Raw genomic sequence first — 17,292 nt, forward strand, 5'->3', positions numbered from 1 at the left:
GCAAGAGAACAACGGCAGAGGGTCTCAAGGGAATAATGGGAATCAGCAAGAAAACAACGGCAGAGGGTCTCAGGGGAATAGTGGCCATCAGCAAGAAAACAACGGCAGAGGGTCTCAACAAGAAAATAGCGGTAATAATGGGCTGAAAAATGAGGAGAAAAACGTTCCTGCCGAACAACATCAAGGGAATGAAAAGAAGAATTCATAGAAAATTTAAGATGGGAATTCGTTTCATGTTAGGGTTGAAATCATTTCGTGTAGCATGTAGCAACCTCACTAAAGGGTGAAATCTGTCCAAAGTGGGATTGCATGCATTCGTAAGTTATTTGGAGTAGTCATTTGATCTCAAAGCTAACATGAAATTCCTATTAATATAGTTTGCACTTGTACTTAAAATAAGGAAAAAGGAGTATGTGAAAAATATAATGGAGAAAAACATTCAACAAGAGAAAGATAAATCAAAACCTGTTTTTTATGATCCTAAAGGGAGGAGAAACATAGCTTTTAGCTGGTTTCTATGTATCTCAATAGTTAGCGTAAGTATTGTATTTTATTTTTTCTTTCAAAGTATTTTTTCAACACCAGAAATTCCAAATATGAATCCTACTGTAAAACAAGATACTAAACTTGTACCAATTAATCAAAAGCTTAGTGACCAGCAGTTAAAGAAGGAAGAATTCAAACTAAATACCGAAATGAAGGATAATAAAAATTTGGTGAATTCGACGAACGATAGTAAACAAGCTAAAGAAGTGTATGGTTTTTATGTAAATTGGGATGAAAATAGTACAGCGTCTTTAAAGGAAAATATCGATTCATTAACCACGTTAGTACCAGAATGGTATCATTTAAAAGCAGATTTAACGATTAAAAGTGAGATAAAACCTGAGATTGTAAAACTAGCGAAAAAAAATCATGTGAAAATTATGCCGTTACTTACTAACTATACAGAAGAAGCTTCTGGACCTGATAGTGAGCTTATCCATAAGTTACTGAATTCTGCGAATGATGCGAAGACAAAGTTTATTAATGATTTAGTAAACCAAGTTGAAAAGAATCAGTTTTCAGGTATTAATATTGACTTTGAGGCCGTACCTGAAAGTGATAGAGAAAACTTAACAAATTTTATGAAAGAACTTACTACGGTCTTTCATAAACATGATTTGCTCGTTACACAAGATGTTCCAGCTAATGATAAGGCTTTTGATTATAGTGCATTAGCAAAAGTAATAGATCGAATGATTGTAATGATGTACGATGAGCACTATGGAGCGGGGGAACCAGGACCGATTGCTTCAAATAAATGGTTTCAACACACATTGAAAGAACTGAATATTCCGTCTAATAAACTTATAGTTGCTTTCGGTAACTATGGATATGATTGGGAAGTAAATAGTAAAGAACATGCGAAGTCTTTAACTTTTTCAGAAGTTATGACAATGGCTCATGATTCAAATATGAAAATTCAATGGGATAAGATTAGTGGAAATCCTTATTTTAGATATAAAACAGGAGAGAAAGAACATATTGCTTGGTTCTTAGATGGTATCACTCTCTATAATCAAGTGAAAGTCGCAATGGACAACAATGCAAAGGGATTTGCATTATGGAGACTAGGAGCAGAAGATCCTGCAATATGGAAAGTTTTAAAAAATCCTATTGAGATACAAAAAAATCCTAATGTATTACATAAAATTACTAGTTTAGATGAAGTGAATTATTCTGGAGAAGGTGAAATTTTACAGATTGAGAATGAAAGACAAAATGGATTGAGAGATTTTAAGGTGGGGAAAGATGGTTATCTTTCAGATGAAGTATATCAATCCTTATCGTCTGCATACGAAGTGCAACGATATGGAAAACCAAATGGGAAACAAGTAGTGTTAACATTTGATGATGGACCAGATCCGAAATATACGCCGGAAATTTTAGATATATTAAAAGAGAATCAAATAAAAGCTGCTTTTTTTGTACTGGGTGAAAACGCGCAACTAAATTCTAGTATTGTGAAAAGAATATACGATGAAGGGCATGAAATTGGTAATCATACTTTCAAGCATCCTAACGTCGCTGATACGTCTTTACTACGAACAAAAGTAGAGCTTAATACGACGCAACGTTTGATTCAAGAAATAACTGGACATTCTACGGTTTTATTTAGGCCACCATATGAAGCGGATGCTAACCCGGATTCATCAAATGAAATATTGCCTATTTTACGTGCACAAAATATGAACTATACAATGGTAGCAGAAAAAGTTGATCCTGAGGACTGGGCAACACCATCAACAAATGAATTAGTAAAGCGTGCTCTTAATCCCGTTTATAAGGGAGAGGGAAATATTATTCTTCTCCATGATGCGGGAGGGAATCGTACCCATACAGTAGAGGCGCTGCCAATCATTATTAAAGAACTTAAAAAGCATGGATATAGTTTTGTAACAATTTCTGATTTAATGAATAAAGAACGAGATGAAATTATGCCTCCTGTTTCTTCTGAGGGGAAGCAATATGTACTTTACAATAAAGCTGTATTTTCAGGAGCGGGATACTTTAAACATATATTAACAATTATTTTTTATATTGCTATTGGATTAGGTATTTTTCGATTCTTATTCTTAATTTATTTTGCATGGAAGCAGAAAAGAAAAACGCTATCTCGCTCTATTAATTCGTCCTATCAACCTTTTGTTAGTGTTGTCATAGCAGCATATAATGAAGAAAAGGTTATAGCCAAGACAATTCGCTCAATTTTGGATAGCAATTATAGAGAGTTTGAAGTTATTGTTGTGGATGACGGATCGACAGATGATACGTCAAAAGTAATGCAAGAAACATTTTATAAACACCCTAAAGTTCGTTTAATTCAGAAAGAAAACGGCGGGAAATCATCGGCAATGAACTTAGGGTTTCAACAATCTCGAGGAGAGATCATTGTCACTTTAGATGCGGATACTATTATTGCGCAAGACGCTATTTCTCTAATGGTTAGACACTTTGAAGATCAGAATGTAGCAGCAGTTTCAGGTAATGTCAAAGTGGGGAATAGGCGAAACTTTTTAACTACTTGGCAACATGTTGAGTATATTACAGGGTTTAATTTAGAACGTAGAGCTTTTGATGAGTTAAATTGTATTACAGTAGTTCCAGGAGCTATTGGGGCATGGCGTAAAAAGAATGTAGTTGAATGTGGCTATTTAAGCGAAGATACATTAGCAGAAGATACGGATCTTACTATTACATTTTTACGTCAAGGACATAGAATTGTATATGAAGAAAAGGCTTATGCTTTTACGGAATCACCTGAAGATGTGAAAAGTCTCATTAAACAGCGATATCGTTGGTCATATGGTACACTCCAATGTCTTTGGAAACATCGAAAAGCATTGTTTCATGCGAAACATAAAACGTTAGGATTTATTGCATTGCCTAATATGTGGTTATTCCAATATGTTCTACAATTCATTGCTCCTTTAGCAGATATATTAATGATTATGGGGCTATTTGGTAGCAATCCGCTAAAAGTTTTAGGATTTTATTTTGTATTCTTTTTATTGGATCTTCTGGCGTCTCTGTTTGCATTTAAATTAGAGAAAGAGGACCCTAAACCGTTAGTGTGGTTAATTTTACAACGCTTTATTTATCGTCAATTTATGACTTATGTTGTCATTAAATCTATATTCTCATCTATTCGAGGAGTAGCGGTAGGATGGAATAAATTAAAGAGAATGGGGAGTGTTAAGCATTCCTCGGAACATAAGGAGGCATCATAAGAGGGCAGGTTACCTGCTCTCTTTTTCATTGGTTTTATTAAGTTGAATCTAGAGTAGATGTAATATAAAACATTCTGTTTCCATAACGAAATTTCTATTCATTACTGATAGTGAGATATTATGTTAAGACACTCCTTTAGTTTCGGACTAAAGTTTTTAAAAATATTTTTTTTATGACGGACACAAAATCTTATATCCTTTCGAATTATATATATGAATATCATTAATATTTATATAAAAGGGGAGAAAACATATGAAAGAAATGTATGAAGAAATCACTGAGGTATTAAAGGTATTGGCGCATCCTGTCCGTTTATCTTTAGTAAAAATAATGATTACAAAAGGACCAATTAACGTAACAACAATGTATGAAACATTAGGAATGCCTCAAAGTACAATTAGTCAACATTTATCCAAACTAAAAGCTACGAAAGTTGTTACAGGTACTCGAAAAGGATTAGAAATTTATTATGAAGTAACGGATAGTCGCACAAAAGCGATATTATTAAGTTTGGGTTAAAGGGTGACTGTTTAGAATTTAAAATTAAGAAGAGGGTACGAAAGCAATTCAGCGCCTATAATTTTCTTATTAACAGTAGTCGTATGCGTTGTTGTTTTTAATTTGTTTAATATATTTCTTTATTTGGGTCTTGCCGTATCACTATCAAGCTAAAGTTTAAATGGACTATAAAAATGACAGTTTTCTTATTAGGGTCTTTTTGTTAGCTTGATAGTGATGTGCCGTTCCCACTAGTATGTAAAGAAGTTGGTAGTTTTTTTAGTCATGTAATCTTTTGATTTGATGATCTTTTCCCCATGCAAATAATTCATCCATAATTTGTATTAAAGATTTTCCATGTTCACTTATTGTGTATTCAACCTTTGGTGGTACTTCTTGATATACAGTACGATGGATAATCCCATCAGCTTCAAGTTGCCGAAGTTGTTGTGTGAGAACTTTTTGGGTAATGTTTGGAATTTCTCGCTTGATTTCATTTGTTCGCATTTTTCCATCTGCCAAAACACATAAAACATGAACTTTCCATTTTCCACCAATTACTTCGAGTGTCGTTGCAATTGGGCAATCATCATTTTGATTCATATAACACCTCCACAGGTACTTCAAGGTTCCTAAAGCACTTGAAAGTACGTACTTTTCAATTATATGTAACTCATACATACTCATACGTAAAGGATTGAATAATTTACAAAGGGGATGGAAAATGATGAGAACACTTGTAATTGTAGCACACCCTGAAATTGAAAAATCAAAAATTAATAAAAGATGGATAGAAGAACTTGAGAAATATTCGGATGAAATTGCGGTGCATGAATTATATAAAGCGGCACCAAATTGGGAGTTTAATATTGAAGAAGAGCAAAAGCTGTTAGTAGAACATGACAGATATATATTCCAATTTCCGCTTTACTGGTATAGCTCACCACCATTATTAAAAAAATGGTTCGATGATGTATTAACATATGGATTTGCTTACGGATCAAAAGGGGATAAAGTGAAGGGGAAAGAATTTGGTGTAGCTATTTCGATAGGTGGATTAGAAAAAGACTATGAAAATAGCGGAATCACAATGGATGAATTAACGAAACCATTTCAAGCTACGTGCTTATATACAGATATGAAATTTATACCTTCATTTTATTTATACGGTGCAGAATATAAACTGAGCGATGAAGAGATTGATAAAAGCGCACCTGAGTATGTGCGCTATGTGATGAATAAGGAGTATTCGAATATATAAAGAGAAGTATCCCTGAGAAGGGATACTTTTTTTATGTATTAAAATTACATTTTTTTCATTTAGTATACCAGATGATAACTTTGGAGGAATACTTGTTAATAATGGAAAGGTTAATGTTTTACTATATAATTTATATTGTGTAAGATGATATAGAATATTCAATTAACTAATAAGGGAAGAGATGTAAATGAAGCTGCCGTTATTAGAAATAGAGACAAAAAGACTCATGATTCGTCCGTTTCAAAAAGAGGATTATGAAAGTTGGTTAGATGGTTTTAATAAGAGGCTTACATCTCAGTATAAATATGATGATGGCTATCAAGCTATGCCGTCTTCAACAAAAGAATGGTTTACGGAATGGATAAGAGGTTTTGATGAAGCGGCACATCGAGATGAGATGTATGTATTAGGCATTTTCAGAAAAGAAGATGGGGCCAATATTGGAAAGTTAGAGCTTATAAAAATTTTGCGTATGGATTATCAATGGGCGATGATGGGATATTCAATTCATAATCAATATTGGAAAAATGGATACGGGATTGAAAGTGTAAAATCGGCGTTACCGTTGTTTTTTAATAGTCTTCAATTTCATAGAATCGAATTACATATACATGTTGATAATGAGCCATCCGTTCGTTTGGCAGAGAGATCGGGGTTTTCTTTTGAAGGTAAGAGAGAGGCGTTTTCTTTAGAAAATGGTAAGTGGGTGGATTTTCTTATTTATTACCAGAATAAGGAGATGAATGTATGAGAGTGTTTATTACAGGAGGAAACCGAGGGTTAGGACTGCAGTTAGTAAAAATATTTCATGAAAATGGGCATATCGTTTATCCGTTAGTTAGAACTGGGGTTGCGGTAACGCAATTACAGCAAACGTTTAGTTGTAGATGTTTTCCTATATTAGCAGATTTATCGTCTGATGAGAGTACCACGCAAATTAAGGATCAGCTCGCGGAACATACAGAGTATATTGACTTAGTTATAAATAACGCTGGGATACCTGGAAAGGAAACTGAGATTTTACATACGAATTCAGAAGAGTTAGCGGACTTATTTAATATTCATTGCTTAGGTGTAATTCGAGCTGTAAAAGGTACATATGTAGCTTTAGCTAAATCGGATCATCCGAGAATAATAAATGTGTCCTCTCGATTAGGTTCATTGCATAAGATGGCGAACAAAGAGTTTCCGCAAGGGCAGTTTTCATATTCTTATAGAATTGCTAAGGCTGCACAAAATATGTTGACACTCTGCTTACAGCAAGAGCTTGAGAATAAAGGAATTGGTGTAACTGCAATTCACCCTGGAAAACTAAAGACTGAAATTGGTGCTTTTGATGCGAATTTGACTCCGGCTGAAGGTGCCCAAAATATATATGAGTGGGTAATAGAGTTAAATGAGGGAAATTCAGGAAGGTTTATTGAGCCGGGTGTAGGGGAGCTGAAGTGGTGAGAAGTTTGAAATTTCAATATAAAAGAATAAAGCCCAGCACATAGCAGGGCCTTCATTATCTGTTCAATACTTCAATATACGAAGCATCTCCCGTTGTTCGTAAAGCGGAGCGGAAATTATGATTTTCTAACGTTTCAGCAACGTGTTTTAATTGCTGTGCATCATCATGGTGAATAAGTAAACTATCTGAACCGCTTTCTTCTATATGAATGTGTTCGACATTTCCAATGGCATCATGTATAGCTTTTAAAAATTCAGGCTTCATATTGTCCTCCTATATGTATGTAACGTCGTTATTAGTATTTCCTTATTTTTGAAATATAAAAGTGAAAGAAGGGAGAAATAAAAATGAATATAAAGCAGTTTAAAGAGCATATTACATCACTTTTTGAAGAGCATCTTCATAAATACGGTGATGACGAATATGGTTTTACTCATATTAGTAAAGAAGAATTTCACAAAATAGGTTACACAACAAATGTAACGTTAGAAACGATTGAAGAAGCGTATCGAAATGGAGTCGATATGATCGTTACACATCATGCACCTTGGAGTTTTTTATTTGGTATGGAAGAGGCTTGTATTGAGAAATTAAAACAATACGAAATGAATCATTTTTGGATTCATTTGCCGTTAGATTTTGTGGAATTTGGAACGTGTACGTCGCTATTTCATGAAATTGGGATAGATACAATTTTAGAATACTCTACGTATGAGGAAGAGGAATTACCTGGAATAGGTGAGTTTGAAGAAGCGATTCCCTTTTCAAACTTAGTTGGAAAACTGGAAGAAAGAATGGAAGAGAAAGTGAAGAGCTGGAGGAATCATGATAAACCAGTAAAACGAATTGCGATTTTAACTGGTGCAGGAAACAATACAAATTTGATTGAGCGAGCGTTAGAAAAAGGTTGTGATACGTACATAACAGGAGAAAAAACATTATATACGGTGCAACATGCGAAATTTAAAGGCATTAACTTAATTGTAGGTAGTCATACGTTTACAGAGGTGTTTGGTGTGGAGAGCTTGGCTCGTAAGTTAAAGGGAATAGATAAATCAATAGAAATTACTAGATTAAATGAAGATCATTTGGAGTGAGGGAAATGGTAACTATATACGCAAATTATGGGGAATCAAAAGTGAAGTTAACATGGAAAAAAGATTGTATATTGCCAGAATACGAAAGGATCACGAGTGTTCACGGTTTTTGTTTTCATAAAAATAAGGTTTTACTAATAAACCATGAACAGCGTGGTTGGGACTTTCCTGGTGGGCATATAGAAGAAGGAGAACTACCAGAAGAATGTTTTAAAAGAGAAGCATGGGAAGAAGGGTATGTAAAAGGAGAATGTGCTTTATTTGGATATATTATCGTTGATCATAGTGATAATCCTAATTGGAATGAAAATAGTCCGTATCCGAAAGTGGGATATCAGCCATTCTACCGGATGGAGATTAATGAAATACATGAGTTTGATGGGGAGTATGAATCTGATAACAGGATGTTTGTTAACGTAGAAGAAATTGCGTCGCATTATCATAAATGGAATGAATTCTATGAAGAAATATTGAAGGAAGCCGCTGCAATAAAATAATATTGTTTTTTGTTACATTAAGATGTCCCGAGAGGATTCTCCTTATTTTTATCAAATAGTAAAGTTGTCTTTTGAATTGAAGGAATATTCGGAATCGGGAGTGGAGAAATGGAAATTTCAATAATAGCTGAACAACTAGTTAATGAGAAAGTTATTTCACATTATCCAAATAGTATAAAAGCGTTGAATGGAGGAACGACAAGTACAGTATATTTGTTGGACGAAAAATATGTAGTAAAGCTGAATGAATCGGAAGTGATGCGTGAAGAAGCTAATTTTTTCTCATTTTATGAGGGGAATACTTTGTTTTCAAAGCTTTTGTATAAGGACCCTTTACATACATATATTGTGTATTCTTTCCTTGAAGGGAGTACGTCTTGCGAACGAGGACATAAACGAAGTGCACTACGTACACTTGTAAAAGAAGTTATCAATAAGTACAAAATTGTTCCAGGGGCAGAGGGGTGGGGGTGGAAAGAAAGTCCGGTTCAATGTTGGAATGAATTTTTAACGAAAAATGTGATGGAGGCTTATGGAAATGTAAGACGGTATATAAGTGATGAAGAGTATGAAACGGTTCTTAAACTAGCAAATAGTCCGAATAGGGGAACTGGAATAAATCAGCCATTTTTATTGCATGGTGATTTTGGATTTCATAACTTTATATTCAGGGAGAATAAGCTATATGGTGTAATTGACCCGTTACCAGTCCTGGGAGATCCTATATACGATTTAATTTATGCGTTCTGTTCAACCCCGGAAGATTTGACAAAAGAAACAATTAATTATGCGATGAAACAGTGTGTATTTCATAAAAAAGACTGTAATTTACATGAAGAAATAGTCATAGGATTATATTTGCGTATAGATACATGTGTAAGACACCATCCGAAAGATTTAGAAGATTATTTAGTAGCTTGGCGTTATTGGATGGCCGAAATTGAGCCGACTTTGGGGGGATAGTGAGATGAATGTTGCAGAAGCGAAAAAGGATTTAGCAATAAAAACGAAGAGAGGCTTACCAATTATATTAGCTGGCGTTTTATTTTGGATAGTTATGAGTATAACGGGCTTTGTTCTTCCAGAAAAACAAGTGGTGTGGGTATATTTAATCGGTATGGGATGTGTGTTTCCTTTCGGCTTAATGATAGCTGCTATATTGAAAATTGACATGTTTGCGAAAGGAAATCCGTTAGGGATTTTAGCAGGATTAATTGGTGGGATAAATGTATTAAATATTCCGCTTGTATTACTTGCCTATTTTCAATTTCCAGAATGGTTACCTTTTGTAGTAGCAATGTTAATAGGTGTTCATTTTATCCCGTACGTATGGATTTATGAAAGTAAAAGTTATGGTTTATTGTCAGTAGGGACTGTATTCGTAACGTCAGTTTGCGGGATTCTTTTTGCGGAAAAAGGATTTACTGTAATTCCATTATCGGTTACAGCTGTTTATTTACTTACTTTTATAAGTTTATTAATTGAAAATAAAAAAGCAGATCATTATCAACAAAAATCAGCTTAATAAAAATATAGGGATAGGGGAAATGATTATGAAAAATTACGTTTGTACAACGTGTGGCGTACAGTATGCGGCGAGTGTAGAAGAACCGGTGAGTTGTCATATTTGTGATGAAGAAAGGCAATATGTTAATCCAAAAGGACAATCTTGGACGACACTAGAAAGCTTACAAACGAGTGATACATACAAAAATGAAATAATCGAAGAGGAAAACGGGCTTTATAGTATTACGACAAAACCAGGGTTTGCGATCGGTCAAACGGCATTTGTAGTGAAAACAGAGTCATATCGTTTATTATGGGACTGTATTACTTATTTAGATGAAATGACAATTGAGAAGATAAAAGAGGGGGGCGGGTTAGATGCGATTGCACTATCTCATCCTCATTATTATTCAACGCAAGTAGAGTGGGCAGAAACGTTTGATGTACCAATTTATATACATGAAGACGATAAAGAGTGGGTGATGCGCCCGAGTAGTCGCATAATTTATTGGTCTGGGGAGAGTTTACAATTGGCCGATGGCTTAGTTATTCATCGTTTAGGAGGACATTTTAAAGGGGGATCTGTGTTACATTGGGAAGAAGGAAATGATGGAAAAGGAATTTTATTAACTGGTGATATTATTCAAGTTGTAGCGGATGAGCAGTGGGTAAGCTTTATGTACAGCTATCCGAACTTAATTCCATTACCAGCGAGAAAAGTGGAGGAAATGGCGAATCGAGTGAAGCCGTTACAGTTTAATCGTTTATACAACGCTTTTCATCGGGTAGTAAAAGAAAATGCAAATGAGGCAGTGGAACGGTCTGCTGAAAGATATATGAAGGCGGTAGAAGGAAAGTTGTTTCATACGTAAAAGGAGAGTTAGCTTCATGAAAACGTTAGTATGTTTTGGAGATAGTATTACAGCTGATGAAACGTTTTTTGATGGAACGCCGAGGTTAACACCGCGTTTGCAAGAGATGTTTCCGAAATGGAAAGTAGTGAATGCAGGTGTTCCAGGTGATAATACATTCGATGCGCTAAATAGGATTGAAGAGGATGTATTGTCATATGAACCGGAATTTGTAATAGTTTTTCTTGGTACGAACGATGCCGTTTCTTTTGCTCAAGTACCATTACAAATTTATAAAGAAAACTTAGAGAAAATTGTGAACCAGATTTCATCACATAAAGTATTGATTATTAGTCCTGCACCAGTTGATGAAGAAAGGCAGCATTATAGAACGAATAAAGTGCTCGGTCAGTATGCAGACGTGGTAGAGGAAGTGGCGAAAGAAACAGGAAGTCATTTTCTAAATTTGTATGCTGAAATGATTCAAGAAAAGGATTATAAGAGGTTTGTAGAAGATGAAGAGAAGGATGGATTACACTTTGGGCAAGTGGGTTATGAGTATTTAGCGGGGCTAATGGGTGAAAAGTTAAAAGGGATTCTGTAAAAAGCAAAGCGTGGGCGCTTTGCTTTTTTGTTCCATGTAGCTTTGGCAAGTAATTGTCTCAAGCTATTTATTTATGTCCACGAGGGAATCCATCCAGCATTTACCGGTTGATTAATAGAACTGTAAAGTTTAAATTTACAGTATGATTTTTGGAAGTGAATTTTCATCGTTTGGAAAATGAAGTGCCGATAATTTTATAGAAGTAGCATTTTTAAAAGAAACGAATAGTCTAAGATAACTTAAATATTCTCGAATAAATAACATTACGTGTATTTGATTCTAAACTGTAATTTTTTTTAATACATTTCAATAACACATATGTAAATGAATTGTACATTTGATGAAAAACAGTAAAGGAGTGTGTAAAATATGGTGATTCTATATACGACAGCAAGCTGTAGTTCATGCCGAAAAGCAAAAGCATGGCTTGAAGAGCATCAAATTGATTATACCGAAAAAAATATCGTAGCCAATTCTCTTACAGTCGATGAACTTAAATCCATTCTTCGTTTAACTGAAGAGGGGGCTACTGAAATTATTTCAACTAGATCTAAAACTTTTCAAGAGTTAAATATAAATATCGAGGCGCTTTCGCTTAATGAATTTTATAAGTTAATAATTGAGTATCCTCAAATGTTGCGTCGTCCAATTATGTTGGACGAAAAAAGATTACAAATTGGTTTTAATGAGGAAGAAATTCGTAAATTTTTACCGCGTAGCGTTCGAACAGTTTTGAATATTGAATTGCAAAAAATGGCTAATTAATAAGTAATATTTTTTAAGGGGAATTTTTTTGAAAGGAGGAAACAGGAGATGATTGAAGTATTAGTTACAGTCAATTATAACAATAGAAATTATCAAACAAATGTTATTGTGAGTAAAGATACGATCTGGACAAAAATTAAACAGTTGGCAGAAGAACAAGTTAAGAAACAGTGGAGTGTTTAAATGTATTTTTAACTTAAAAAGCTAAATGAAGTGATGAGATATAGGGGAGTTCGGATAGAATATAAAGGGATTTATTTTTATAGCAAGAATTATTTATATATATTTTAACGTTCGACTAACCTATCTGTAATATTTATGGCTACAGTATGTGAAGTAGCGAGAAATCATATTTTTTTATCGTAGGAGGAAAACAATGAACAGCGACTTTACCTTGGCCATTCACAGTTTAACTTATTTAGCTTTACAATCAGACCGGATGTCAACAAGTACTGCTATTTCAGAGAGTGCGGGTGTTCATCCAGTACGTATTCGCAAAGTGCTAAGTTTGTTGAAAAAACATAAGTTTATACAATCAAAAGAGGGGACTGGCGGAGGATTTATTTTTGCTCGCAATTTAAGTGAAGTTAATCTTTGGCATATTTATCAAATAACTTCAGAAGGTGCTTTGCAGCCTAAGTGTCCTGAATCAAATGGTCAGTGTATTGTAGGTTCGAATATGAGAAAAGTTCTTTTCACTATTTTCTTAGGTGCTGAAGAACATCTAGGTGAATATTTAAAGAATTATACAATGAAAGAAGTTGTTGATCTTATCAATCCAGAACGTTAAGTGGCTGAATTGTTATATAGCCGTGAGCTCTTAACATTTAAATGTAATGAAAAATAATACAGTTTAGTTTTTATATTTTGTTTATCGTCACGAAAAAATAAATTGTAAGAAGGTGAAAAGTATGATGTCAAATAATAACCATGTTTTAAAAGTTGGAGATTGGGTTCGTGGAATATCAAATGAAGGTGAATTCATACTTGGTTACATTGCATCACTTGATGACGTAGAAGGTGTAGTTACAGTTATTATTGTGAAACGTGACAACAAGTACACAAAAAATGAAGCAATTTTACTTCTTAGTAAACACGTTACGAAACTCCCTGAATCAAAAGCAATCAATAAGGAGCAAATCCTTTATCTTATAGACCTCGCATTATTAACAGGAGATGAAGAGTGGTTTATCGAGCTTTCTTCAAAATTAAACTCGATAAAAGAGCTAGTTAGTGGGGGATTTTAAAAAATTTATAATAAATATAATTTCTTTCAGAATCTTTAGCTGTAATACAATCAATTCTTTAATTTTAAAAGGCCCATTACATTAGGGAATCGGGAAGAAGCGTAATAATATGATTTATAAGTTTAAGTTAAGAGCATGCAGGATTTTATACAGATCTAGTAACAAACGAGAACACCAAAATGTATAAAATCTTGCATCTTTTTTATATCAAAAAATGAGATAATTCCCTCGGTATAGAATGATTACTGATGATATCCAACTGTTTATAATGAGGTGATATGTTAACTTTACATGAATAAGATATGTATATTTCTTTATTTATGGTAATTGTCGTACAATCAAGACAGTAGTATGAATTGTATGAAGGAGGGAGAAATGAAAAAATTTATAGTTAGTTATTTAGTATGTCTCCTGTTTTTTTCTATATTTACATCTAGCTTGCAATTTATAATAAATGACCCAGAAGGGATGGAAGGATGGGGTTCTCCCTGGTCGATGGCTCTGCTTTACATTATGTACGGCAGTATACCTGTACTTATAGGTAGTCTATTAGGAGAATTCTTTTATAGGAAAGTAAAAAGAAGTTACAAATTAAATATTGGAATTCCGCTGTTTATAGTATTAGGTTTTTCTTATGCATATTTAATGGGTATCGGGTTATTAGGAGGATATGTATCTTACTCTATAATGGATTTTATTAAATTTAGTCTTCCAATTACTTTGTCTTCCATAGTTTTCTATTTTATAAGACGTATCTAATTAATTGTCGATAACAAAGATATGTAAGTTGAAAATCTATACCTTCGATAAATGTATAGATGATAAAATAGATTAATTAGGGAAATTAGGAGGTCTTACACATGACCGTTATATATTTAGTAAGACACGGTGAAACGGATTGGAATTCTGTGGGGAGACTGCAAGGAAGAGAAGATATACCATTAAATGAAAAAGGCAAAAAGCAGGCTAATGATTGCGGTCTACATTTAAGTAAAAAAGATTGGGATGTTATTATTAGCAGTCCTTTAAAAAGGGCAAAAGAAACAGCAAGGATTATAAATGTATATACTAAAACATCGATTGAGATCGAAATGAAAGAGTTTGTGGAAAGAGATTTCGGTAAAGCTTCAGGATTAACTGTGGAAGAACGTACAAAACTTTATCCTAATCGAAAGTATGAAGACCAAGAAGAGAAAGAAATCTTTACTCAACGTATAATAAATGGGCTAGAAAAAATTCAACGATGTCATAAAGATAGAAATATAATTGTTGTAGCACATGGAGCTGTTATAAATGCCATCCTTGCTTACTTGTCAAAAGGGGAAATTGGCTCTGGAAAAACTGTACTAAGAAATGCCTGTATAAGTCATATTTATTACGAAGAAAATCAATGGAACATACATACATATAATCAAATTACTCACTTGTCTTAATGATTTATATAATGTTCACTCTCCATAATTATGCAAATAAGCTGTCCATATGGGCAGCTTATTATATTTTTTTGAAAAGTGTATATGAATTCAATATCAATAATATATATCCTAAAATTTGGTTTGTGTACGTTTGAATATATTTCTTTTTAGTCATATTAATTGTTTATTAGAATATCTTTTGTGTCTAAAAAAGATTTTATAATAAAAGAGGGATATAAATATCTTTATAATGAGTAACCTTGATAGGTAATGTGTTATTGTATTTTTTTACTAACTAATCCAACTTTAAACACTTGAAATAATTGCTACATACTAACTGTAAAATATTATCCATGTAAAATTATGGCCGTTAAATATTTCTGAAAATATAAAAATATTAATTTTATAAATATACACGTTATAATGAGGGCGTCGAGAGAAAAATTTATTATCTCTGGAGAAAATACAAAAAATGCAATTACTAGTAAGAAAGGTGTGTGATTAGAGGCGAAAGGTATTTAAAATGCTTTAGTGGCTTGTGTAAGCAATAGCATTTATGCTGACGAAGTTATTAAAGTAATGCACAGAGTCGAGAGACAAATGCCTCACAAATTAAGAGAGGCCGGTTTATCTGAAATTACTGTTAAAAGTAAAAAGAGAGAAACCATTAAGGTAATAAACAGTTAGTAGAAACGTTGTAACGCATTTAGGAAATCTATTCTATATTGTTCTCTTAGCGGGTCTTTATATAAAAGGTCAGTATTATGAGTAAACTATTTTGTGAACGCTAACAATTATATAATGAGGCCGACTAGCGAATGTTTCAATTTGGATTCATTTTGATGAAGGACATACATGTGGGGCAACTTGTAAGTCATTCATTTTTTCAAAAGGAAAATATTCGTTAGCGATAAAGAGAGACGTAAGAATAGGAGATAAGGGGGATTTATTATATGAACGGGAATACTGCAAAAAAAATAGAAGTTCAAGCTGAAAATACCGCAATCAAAAATGAGAACTATCTAGATCCAAAAAAGTGGCATAAGCAGGATACTACTTGGGCACTCAGTCTATTTGGAACTGCAATTGGAGCAGGGGTGCTCTTCTTACCAATTAATGCAGGTTCAGGTGGTTTATTATCATTATTACTCATTACATTACTTGCATACCCAGTTATGTATTATTCACATAGGGCGCTTGCTAAAATGATATATGCTTCTAATTCTGCTGATGAGGGGATCACAGGTACAATTAGAGAGTATTTCGGAAATAAAGCAGGTATCATTTTTAACATCGTATATTTCGTTTCAATTTATACAATCGTATTAATGTATTCGGTTGCGCTTACAAATACTGCAAGTAGTTTTATCGTGCATCAATTGCACATGCCGGAACCTCCAAGAGCCATTTTATCTCTTGTATTAGTGCTTGGTCTTATCGCTATACTAAATTTCGGTCAAGATATTACCGTGAAAATAATGAGTATGCTAGTGTATCCTTTCATAGCTTCTCTACTGTTTATTGCAATATCTTTAATTCCACAGTGGAATACGTCAATGCTTAGCTTTTCAGCTGTTTCTACTGCTTCAACAGGAACAGGATATTTTGGAACGATATTGATGATTCTACCAATCATCGTATTCTCATTTAATCATTCACCTATGATTTCATCATTTGTTGTGAAGCAGAGAGCTACGTATGGAATCGAAGCCACTGATGCGAAATGTGCGCAAATACAAAAAGTTTGTTATATCATGACATTCGTTGTTGTTATGTTCTTTGTTTGGAGTAGCACACTAAGTTTGACTCCAGAGGATCTAAAAATAGCGAAAGAACAGAACTTATCAATCCTTTCATATCTTGCTAATGAGCTTAATTCGCCTGTAATCACAATTGCAGCTCCTATCATTGCTTTTGTGGCTATAACAAAATCGTTCCTTGGCCATTATATAGGAGCATATGAGGTAATGCGTGACGTAATTATTAAATTCGGTAAAACACGCGGAAAAGATATCGAAGAAAAAACAGTTAAGACAATGGTTCTTACTTTTGTCGTATTAACATGCTGGTACGTTGCTTATGCAAATCCAAGTATTCTTGGAATTATTGATGCTCTTAGCGGTCCGTTAGTTGCTGCCATCTTATGTCTATTACCAATGTATGCGATTCGTAAAGTACCAGTACTGGCTAAATACAGAGGGAAAATGAGCAATGTATTTGTCGTTATTATAGGTATCCTTACGGTCTTAGCGAGTATTAAGTCATTATTCTAATCACTATTGTTAATTTTAATGTGATCTGAAAAAAGAAGAAGATTATAGATA

Annotated in this window: 20 protein-coding genes and 1 pseudogene; 19 read left to right on the forward strand and 2 right to left on the reverse strand. The window is 33.7% G+C overall.

Going from position 1 to position 17,292, the window contains the following annotated elements; all coding sequences use genetic code 11:
- From ACQKNI_RS00625 to ACQKNI_RS00635, 3 genes and pseudogenes are all read left to right on the forward strand, one after another.
- Window positions 1-208 (forward strand): annotated as a pseudogene (locus tag ACQKNI_RS00625) (hypothetical protein); the annotation flags it as partial.
- A gap of 217 nt (window positions 209-425) precedes the next feature.
- Window positions 426-3,773: a glycosyltransferase gene (locus ACQKNI_RS00630; protein ID WP_088229779.1), complete on the forward strand. Its 3,348-nt coding sequence runs from the start codon at window positions 426-428 to the stop codon at window positions 3,771-3,773.
- A 253-nt stretch (window positions 3,774-4,026) separates the two neighbouring features.
- On the forward strand, window positions 4,027-4,293 hold the full coding sequence (locus tag ACQKNI_RS00635) for an ArsR/SmtB family transcription factor (RefSeq protein ID WP_088229778.1): 267 nt from the start codon (window positions 4,027-4,029) through the stop codon (window positions 4,291-4,293).
- A gap of 258 nt (window positions 4,294-4,551) precedes the next feature.
- Here the strand turns inward: ACQKNI_RS00635 and ACQKNI_RS00640 are convergent, their stop codons facing one another.
- On the reverse strand, window positions 4,552-4,875 hold the full coding sequence (locus tag ACQKNI_RS00640; RefSeq protein WP_088229777.1) for a winged helix-turn-helix transcriptional regulator: 324 nt from the start codon (window positions 4,873-4,875) through the stop codon (window positions 4,552-4,554).
- Between the two features lie 124 nt (window positions 4,876-4,999).
- On the opposite strand from ACQKNI_RS00640, the gene ACQKNI_RS00645 reads away from it, so the two are divergent.
- The 3 genes from ACQKNI_RS00645 to ACQKNI_RS00655 all read left to right on the forward strand — a co-directional run bounded on the left by ACQKNI_RS00645 (window position 5,000) and on the right by ACQKNI_RS00655 (window position 6,985).
- Entirely contained in the window at window positions 5,000-5,533 is a 534-nt protein-coding gene (locus ACQKNI_RS00645) for an NAD(P)H-dependent oxidoreductase (protein ID WP_140417302.1), read from the forward strand.
- 187 nt (window positions 5,534-5,720) lie between these two features.
- Window positions 5,721-6,284: a GNAT family N-acetyltransferase gene (locus tag ACQKNI_RS00650; RefSeq protein ID WP_098253171.1), complete on the forward strand. Its 564-nt coding sequence runs from the start codon at window positions 5,721-5,723 to the stop codon at window positions 6,282-6,284.
- Window positions 6,281-6,985, forward strand: a complete 705-nt coding sequence (locus ACQKNI_RS00655) for an SDR family NAD(P)-dependent oxidoreductase (protein ID WP_098883074.1) — start codon at window positions 6,281-6,283, stop codon at window positions 6,983-6,985. Before ACQKNI_RS00650 ends, ACQKNI_RS00655 begins: the two co-directional genes overlap by 4 nt.
- 55 nt (window positions 6,986-7,040) lie before the next feature.
- On the opposite strand, the gene ACQKNI_RS00660 is transcribed toward ACQKNI_RS00655, so the two are convergent.
- On the reverse strand, window positions 7,041-7,250 hold the full coding sequence (locus ACQKNI_RS00660; RefSeq protein ID WP_088229773.1) for a hypothetical protein: 210 nt from the start codon (window positions 7,248-7,250) through the stop codon (window positions 7,041-7,043).
- Between the two features lie 83 nt (window positions 7,251-7,333).
- On the opposite strand from ACQKNI_RS00660, the gene ACQKNI_RS00665 reads away from it, so the two are divergent.
- The 13 genes from ACQKNI_RS00665 to ACQKNI_RS00725 all read left to right on the forward strand — a co-directional run bounded on the left by ACQKNI_RS00665 (window position 7,334) and on the right by ACQKNI_RS00725 (window position 17,241).
- Entirely contained in the window at window positions 7,334-8,083 is a 750-nt protein-coding gene (locus ACQKNI_RS00665) for a Nif3-like dinuclear metal center hexameric protein (protein WP_098945793.1), read from the forward strand.
- A gap of 5 nt (window positions 8,084-8,088) precedes the next feature.
- Window positions 8,089-8,580 carry an NUDIX hydrolase gene (locus tag ACQKNI_RS00670; protein ID WP_098356791.1) on the forward strand — a complete coding sequence of 164 codons (492 nt, stop codon included), beginning with the start codon at window positions 8,089-8,091 and terminating at the stop codon, window positions 8,578-8,580.
- 108 nt (window positions 8,581-8,688) lie between these two features.
- Window positions 8,689-9,543, forward strand: coding sequence for an aminoglycoside phosphotransferase (locus ACQKNI_RS00675; protein WP_098883073.1), 855 nt, complete (start codon window positions 8,689-8,691; stop codon window positions 9,541-9,543).
- Between the two features lie 4 nt (window positions 9,544-9,547).
- Entirely contained in the window at window positions 9,548-10,105 is a 558-nt protein-coding gene (locus ACQKNI_RS00680) for a DUF7010 family protein (RefSeq protein WP_088229769.1), read from the forward strand.
- A 28-nt stretch (window positions 10,106-10,133) separates the two neighbouring features.
- On the forward strand, window positions 10,134-10,958 hold the full coding sequence (locus tag ACQKNI_RS00685; protein ID WP_088229768.1) for an MBL fold metallo-hydrolase: 825 nt from the start codon (window positions 10,134-10,136) through the stop codon (window positions 10,956-10,958).
- 16 nt (window positions 10,959-10,974) lie between these two features.
- A complete protein-coding gene (locus ACQKNI_RS00690) occupies window positions 10,975-11,541 on the forward strand; it encodes an SGNH/GDSL hydrolase family protein (RefSeq protein ID WP_088229767.1) in 567 nt (188 codons plus the stop codon).
- A gap of 369 nt (window positions 11,542-11,910) precedes the next feature.
- Window positions 11,911-12,306: a transcriptional regulator SpxA gene (spxA, locus tag ACQKNI_RS00695; protein WP_088229766.1), complete on the forward strand. Its 396-nt coding sequence runs from the start codon at window positions 11,911-11,913 to the stop codon at window positions 12,304-12,306.
- 48 nt (window positions 12,307-12,354) lie between these two features.
- The gene (locus tag ACQKNI_RS00700) at window positions 12,355-12,489 is read left to right on the forward strand and encodes a BA3454 family stress response protein (protein WP_088229765.1); all 135 of its coding nucleotides are present in this window, start codon (window positions 12,355-12,357) and stop codon (window positions 12,487-12,489) included.
- A 193-nt stretch (window positions 12,490-12,682) separates the two neighbouring features.
- Window positions 12,683-13,096 (forward strand): Rrf2-family transcriptional regulator SaiR, encoded by a 414-nt coding sequence (gene saiR, locus ACQKNI_RS00705; protein WP_088229764.1) that lies wholly within the window; start codon window positions 12,683-12,685, stop codon window positions 13,094-13,096.
- 121 nt (window positions 13,097-13,217) lie between these two features.
- The gene (locus ACQKNI_RS00710; RefSeq protein WP_088229763.1) at window positions 13,218-13,553 is read left to right on the forward strand and encodes an IDEAL domain-containing protein; all 336 of its coding nucleotides are present in this window, start codon (window positions 13,218-13,220) and stop codon (window positions 13,551-13,553) included.
- 375 nt (window positions 13,554-13,928) lie between these two features.
- Window positions 13,929-14,312, forward strand: a complete 384-nt coding sequence (locus ACQKNI_RS00715) for a hypothetical protein (protein ID WP_088229762.1) — start codon at window positions 13,929-13,931, stop codon at window positions 14,310-14,312.
- 101 nt (window positions 14,313-14,413) lie between these two features.
- On the forward strand, window positions 14,414-14,986 hold the full coding sequence (locus tag ACQKNI_RS00720) for a histidine phosphatase family protein (RefSeq protein ID WP_088229761.1): 573 nt from the start codon (window positions 14,414-14,416) through the stop codon (window positions 14,984-14,986).
- A gap of 935 nt (window positions 14,987-15,921) precedes the next feature.
- Entirely contained in the window at window positions 15,922-17,241 is a 1,320-nt protein-coding gene (locus tag ACQKNI_RS00725) for an aromatic amino acid transport family protein (protein WP_098253163.1), read from the forward strand.
- The last annotated feature ends 51 nt before the right edge of the window (window positions 17,242-17,292 follow it).

It is taken from the genome of Bacillus sp. NPDC094064 (genome assembly GCF_050279585.1).
Lineage (GTDB): Bacteria > Bacillota > Bacilli > Bacillales > Bacillaceae_G > Bacillus_A.

Coding starts and splice junctions, on each gene's coding strand:
- ACQKNI_RS00630 (WP_088229779.1), top strand. CDS start 426: ATGGAGAAAAACATTCAACAAGAGAAAGATAAATCAAAACCTGTTTTT.
- ACQKNI_RS00635 (WP_088229778.1), top strand. CDS start 4,027: ATGAAAGAAATGTATGAAGAAATCACTGAGGTATTAAAGGTATTGGCG.
- ACQKNI_RS00640 (WP_088229777.1), bottom strand. CDS start 4,875: ATGAATCAAAATGATGATTGCCCAATTGCAACGACACTCGAAGTAATT.
- ACQKNI_RS00645 (WP_140417302.1), top strand. CDS start 5,000: ATGAGAACACTTGTAATTGTAGCACACCCTGAAATTGAAAAATCAAAA.
- ACQKNI_RS00650 (WP_098253171.1), top strand. CDS start 5,721: ATGAAGCTGCCGTTATTAGAAATAGAGACAAAAAGACTCATGATTCGT.
- ACQKNI_RS00655 (WP_098883074.1), top strand. CDS start 6,281: ATGAGAGTGTTTATTACAGGAGGAAACCGAGGGTTAGGACTGCAGTTA.
- ACQKNI_RS00660 (WP_088229773.1), bottom strand. CDS start 7,250: ATGAAGCCTGAATTTTTAAAAGCTATACATGATGCCATTGGAAATGTC.
- ACQKNI_RS00665 (WP_098945793.1), top strand. CDS start 7,334: ATGAATATAAAGCAGTTTAAAGAGCATATTACATCACTTTTTGAAGAG.
- ACQKNI_RS00670 (WP_098356791.1), top strand. CDS start 8,089: ATGGTAACTATATACGCAAATTATGGGGAATCAAAAGTGAAGTTAACA.
- ACQKNI_RS00675 (WP_098883073.1), top strand. CDS start 8,689: ATGGAAATTTCAATAATAGCTGAACAACTAGTTAATGAGAAAGTTATT.
- ACQKNI_RS00680 (WP_088229769.1), top strand. CDS start 9,548: ATGAATGTTGCAGAAGCGAAAAAGGATTTAGCAATAAAAACGAAGAGA.
- ACQKNI_RS00685 (WP_088229768.1), top strand. CDS start 10,134: ATGAAAAATTACGTTTGTACAACGTGTGGCGTACAGTATGCGGCGAGT.
- ACQKNI_RS00690 (WP_088229767.1), top strand. CDS start 10,975: ATGAAAACGTTAGTATGTTTTGGAGATAGTATTACAGCTGATGAAACG.
- spxA (WP_088229766.1), top strand. CDS start 11,911: ATGGTGATTCTATATACGACAGCAAGCTGTAGTTCATGCCGAAAAGCA.
- ACQKNI_RS00700 (WP_088229765.1), top strand. CDS start 12,355: ATGATTGAAGTATTAGTTACAGTCAATTATAACAATAGAAATTATCAA.
- saiR (WP_088229764.1), top strand. CDS start 12,683: ATGAACAGCGACTTTACCTTGGCCATTCACAGTTTAACTTATTTAGCT.
- ACQKNI_RS00710 (WP_088229763.1), top strand. CDS start 13,218: ATGATGTCAAATAATAACCATGTTTTAAAAGTTGGAGATTGGGTTCGT.
- ACQKNI_RS00715 (WP_088229762.1), top strand. CDS start 13,929: ATGAAAAAATTTATAGTTAGTTATTTAGTATGTCTCCTGTTTTTTTCT.
- ACQKNI_RS00720 (WP_088229761.1), top strand. CDS start 14,414: ATGACCGTTATATATTTAGTAAGACACGGTGAAACGGATTGGAATTCT.
- ACQKNI_RS00725 (WP_098253163.1), top strand. CDS start 15,922: ATGAACGGGAATACTGCAAAAAAAATAGAAGTTCAAGCTGAAAATACC.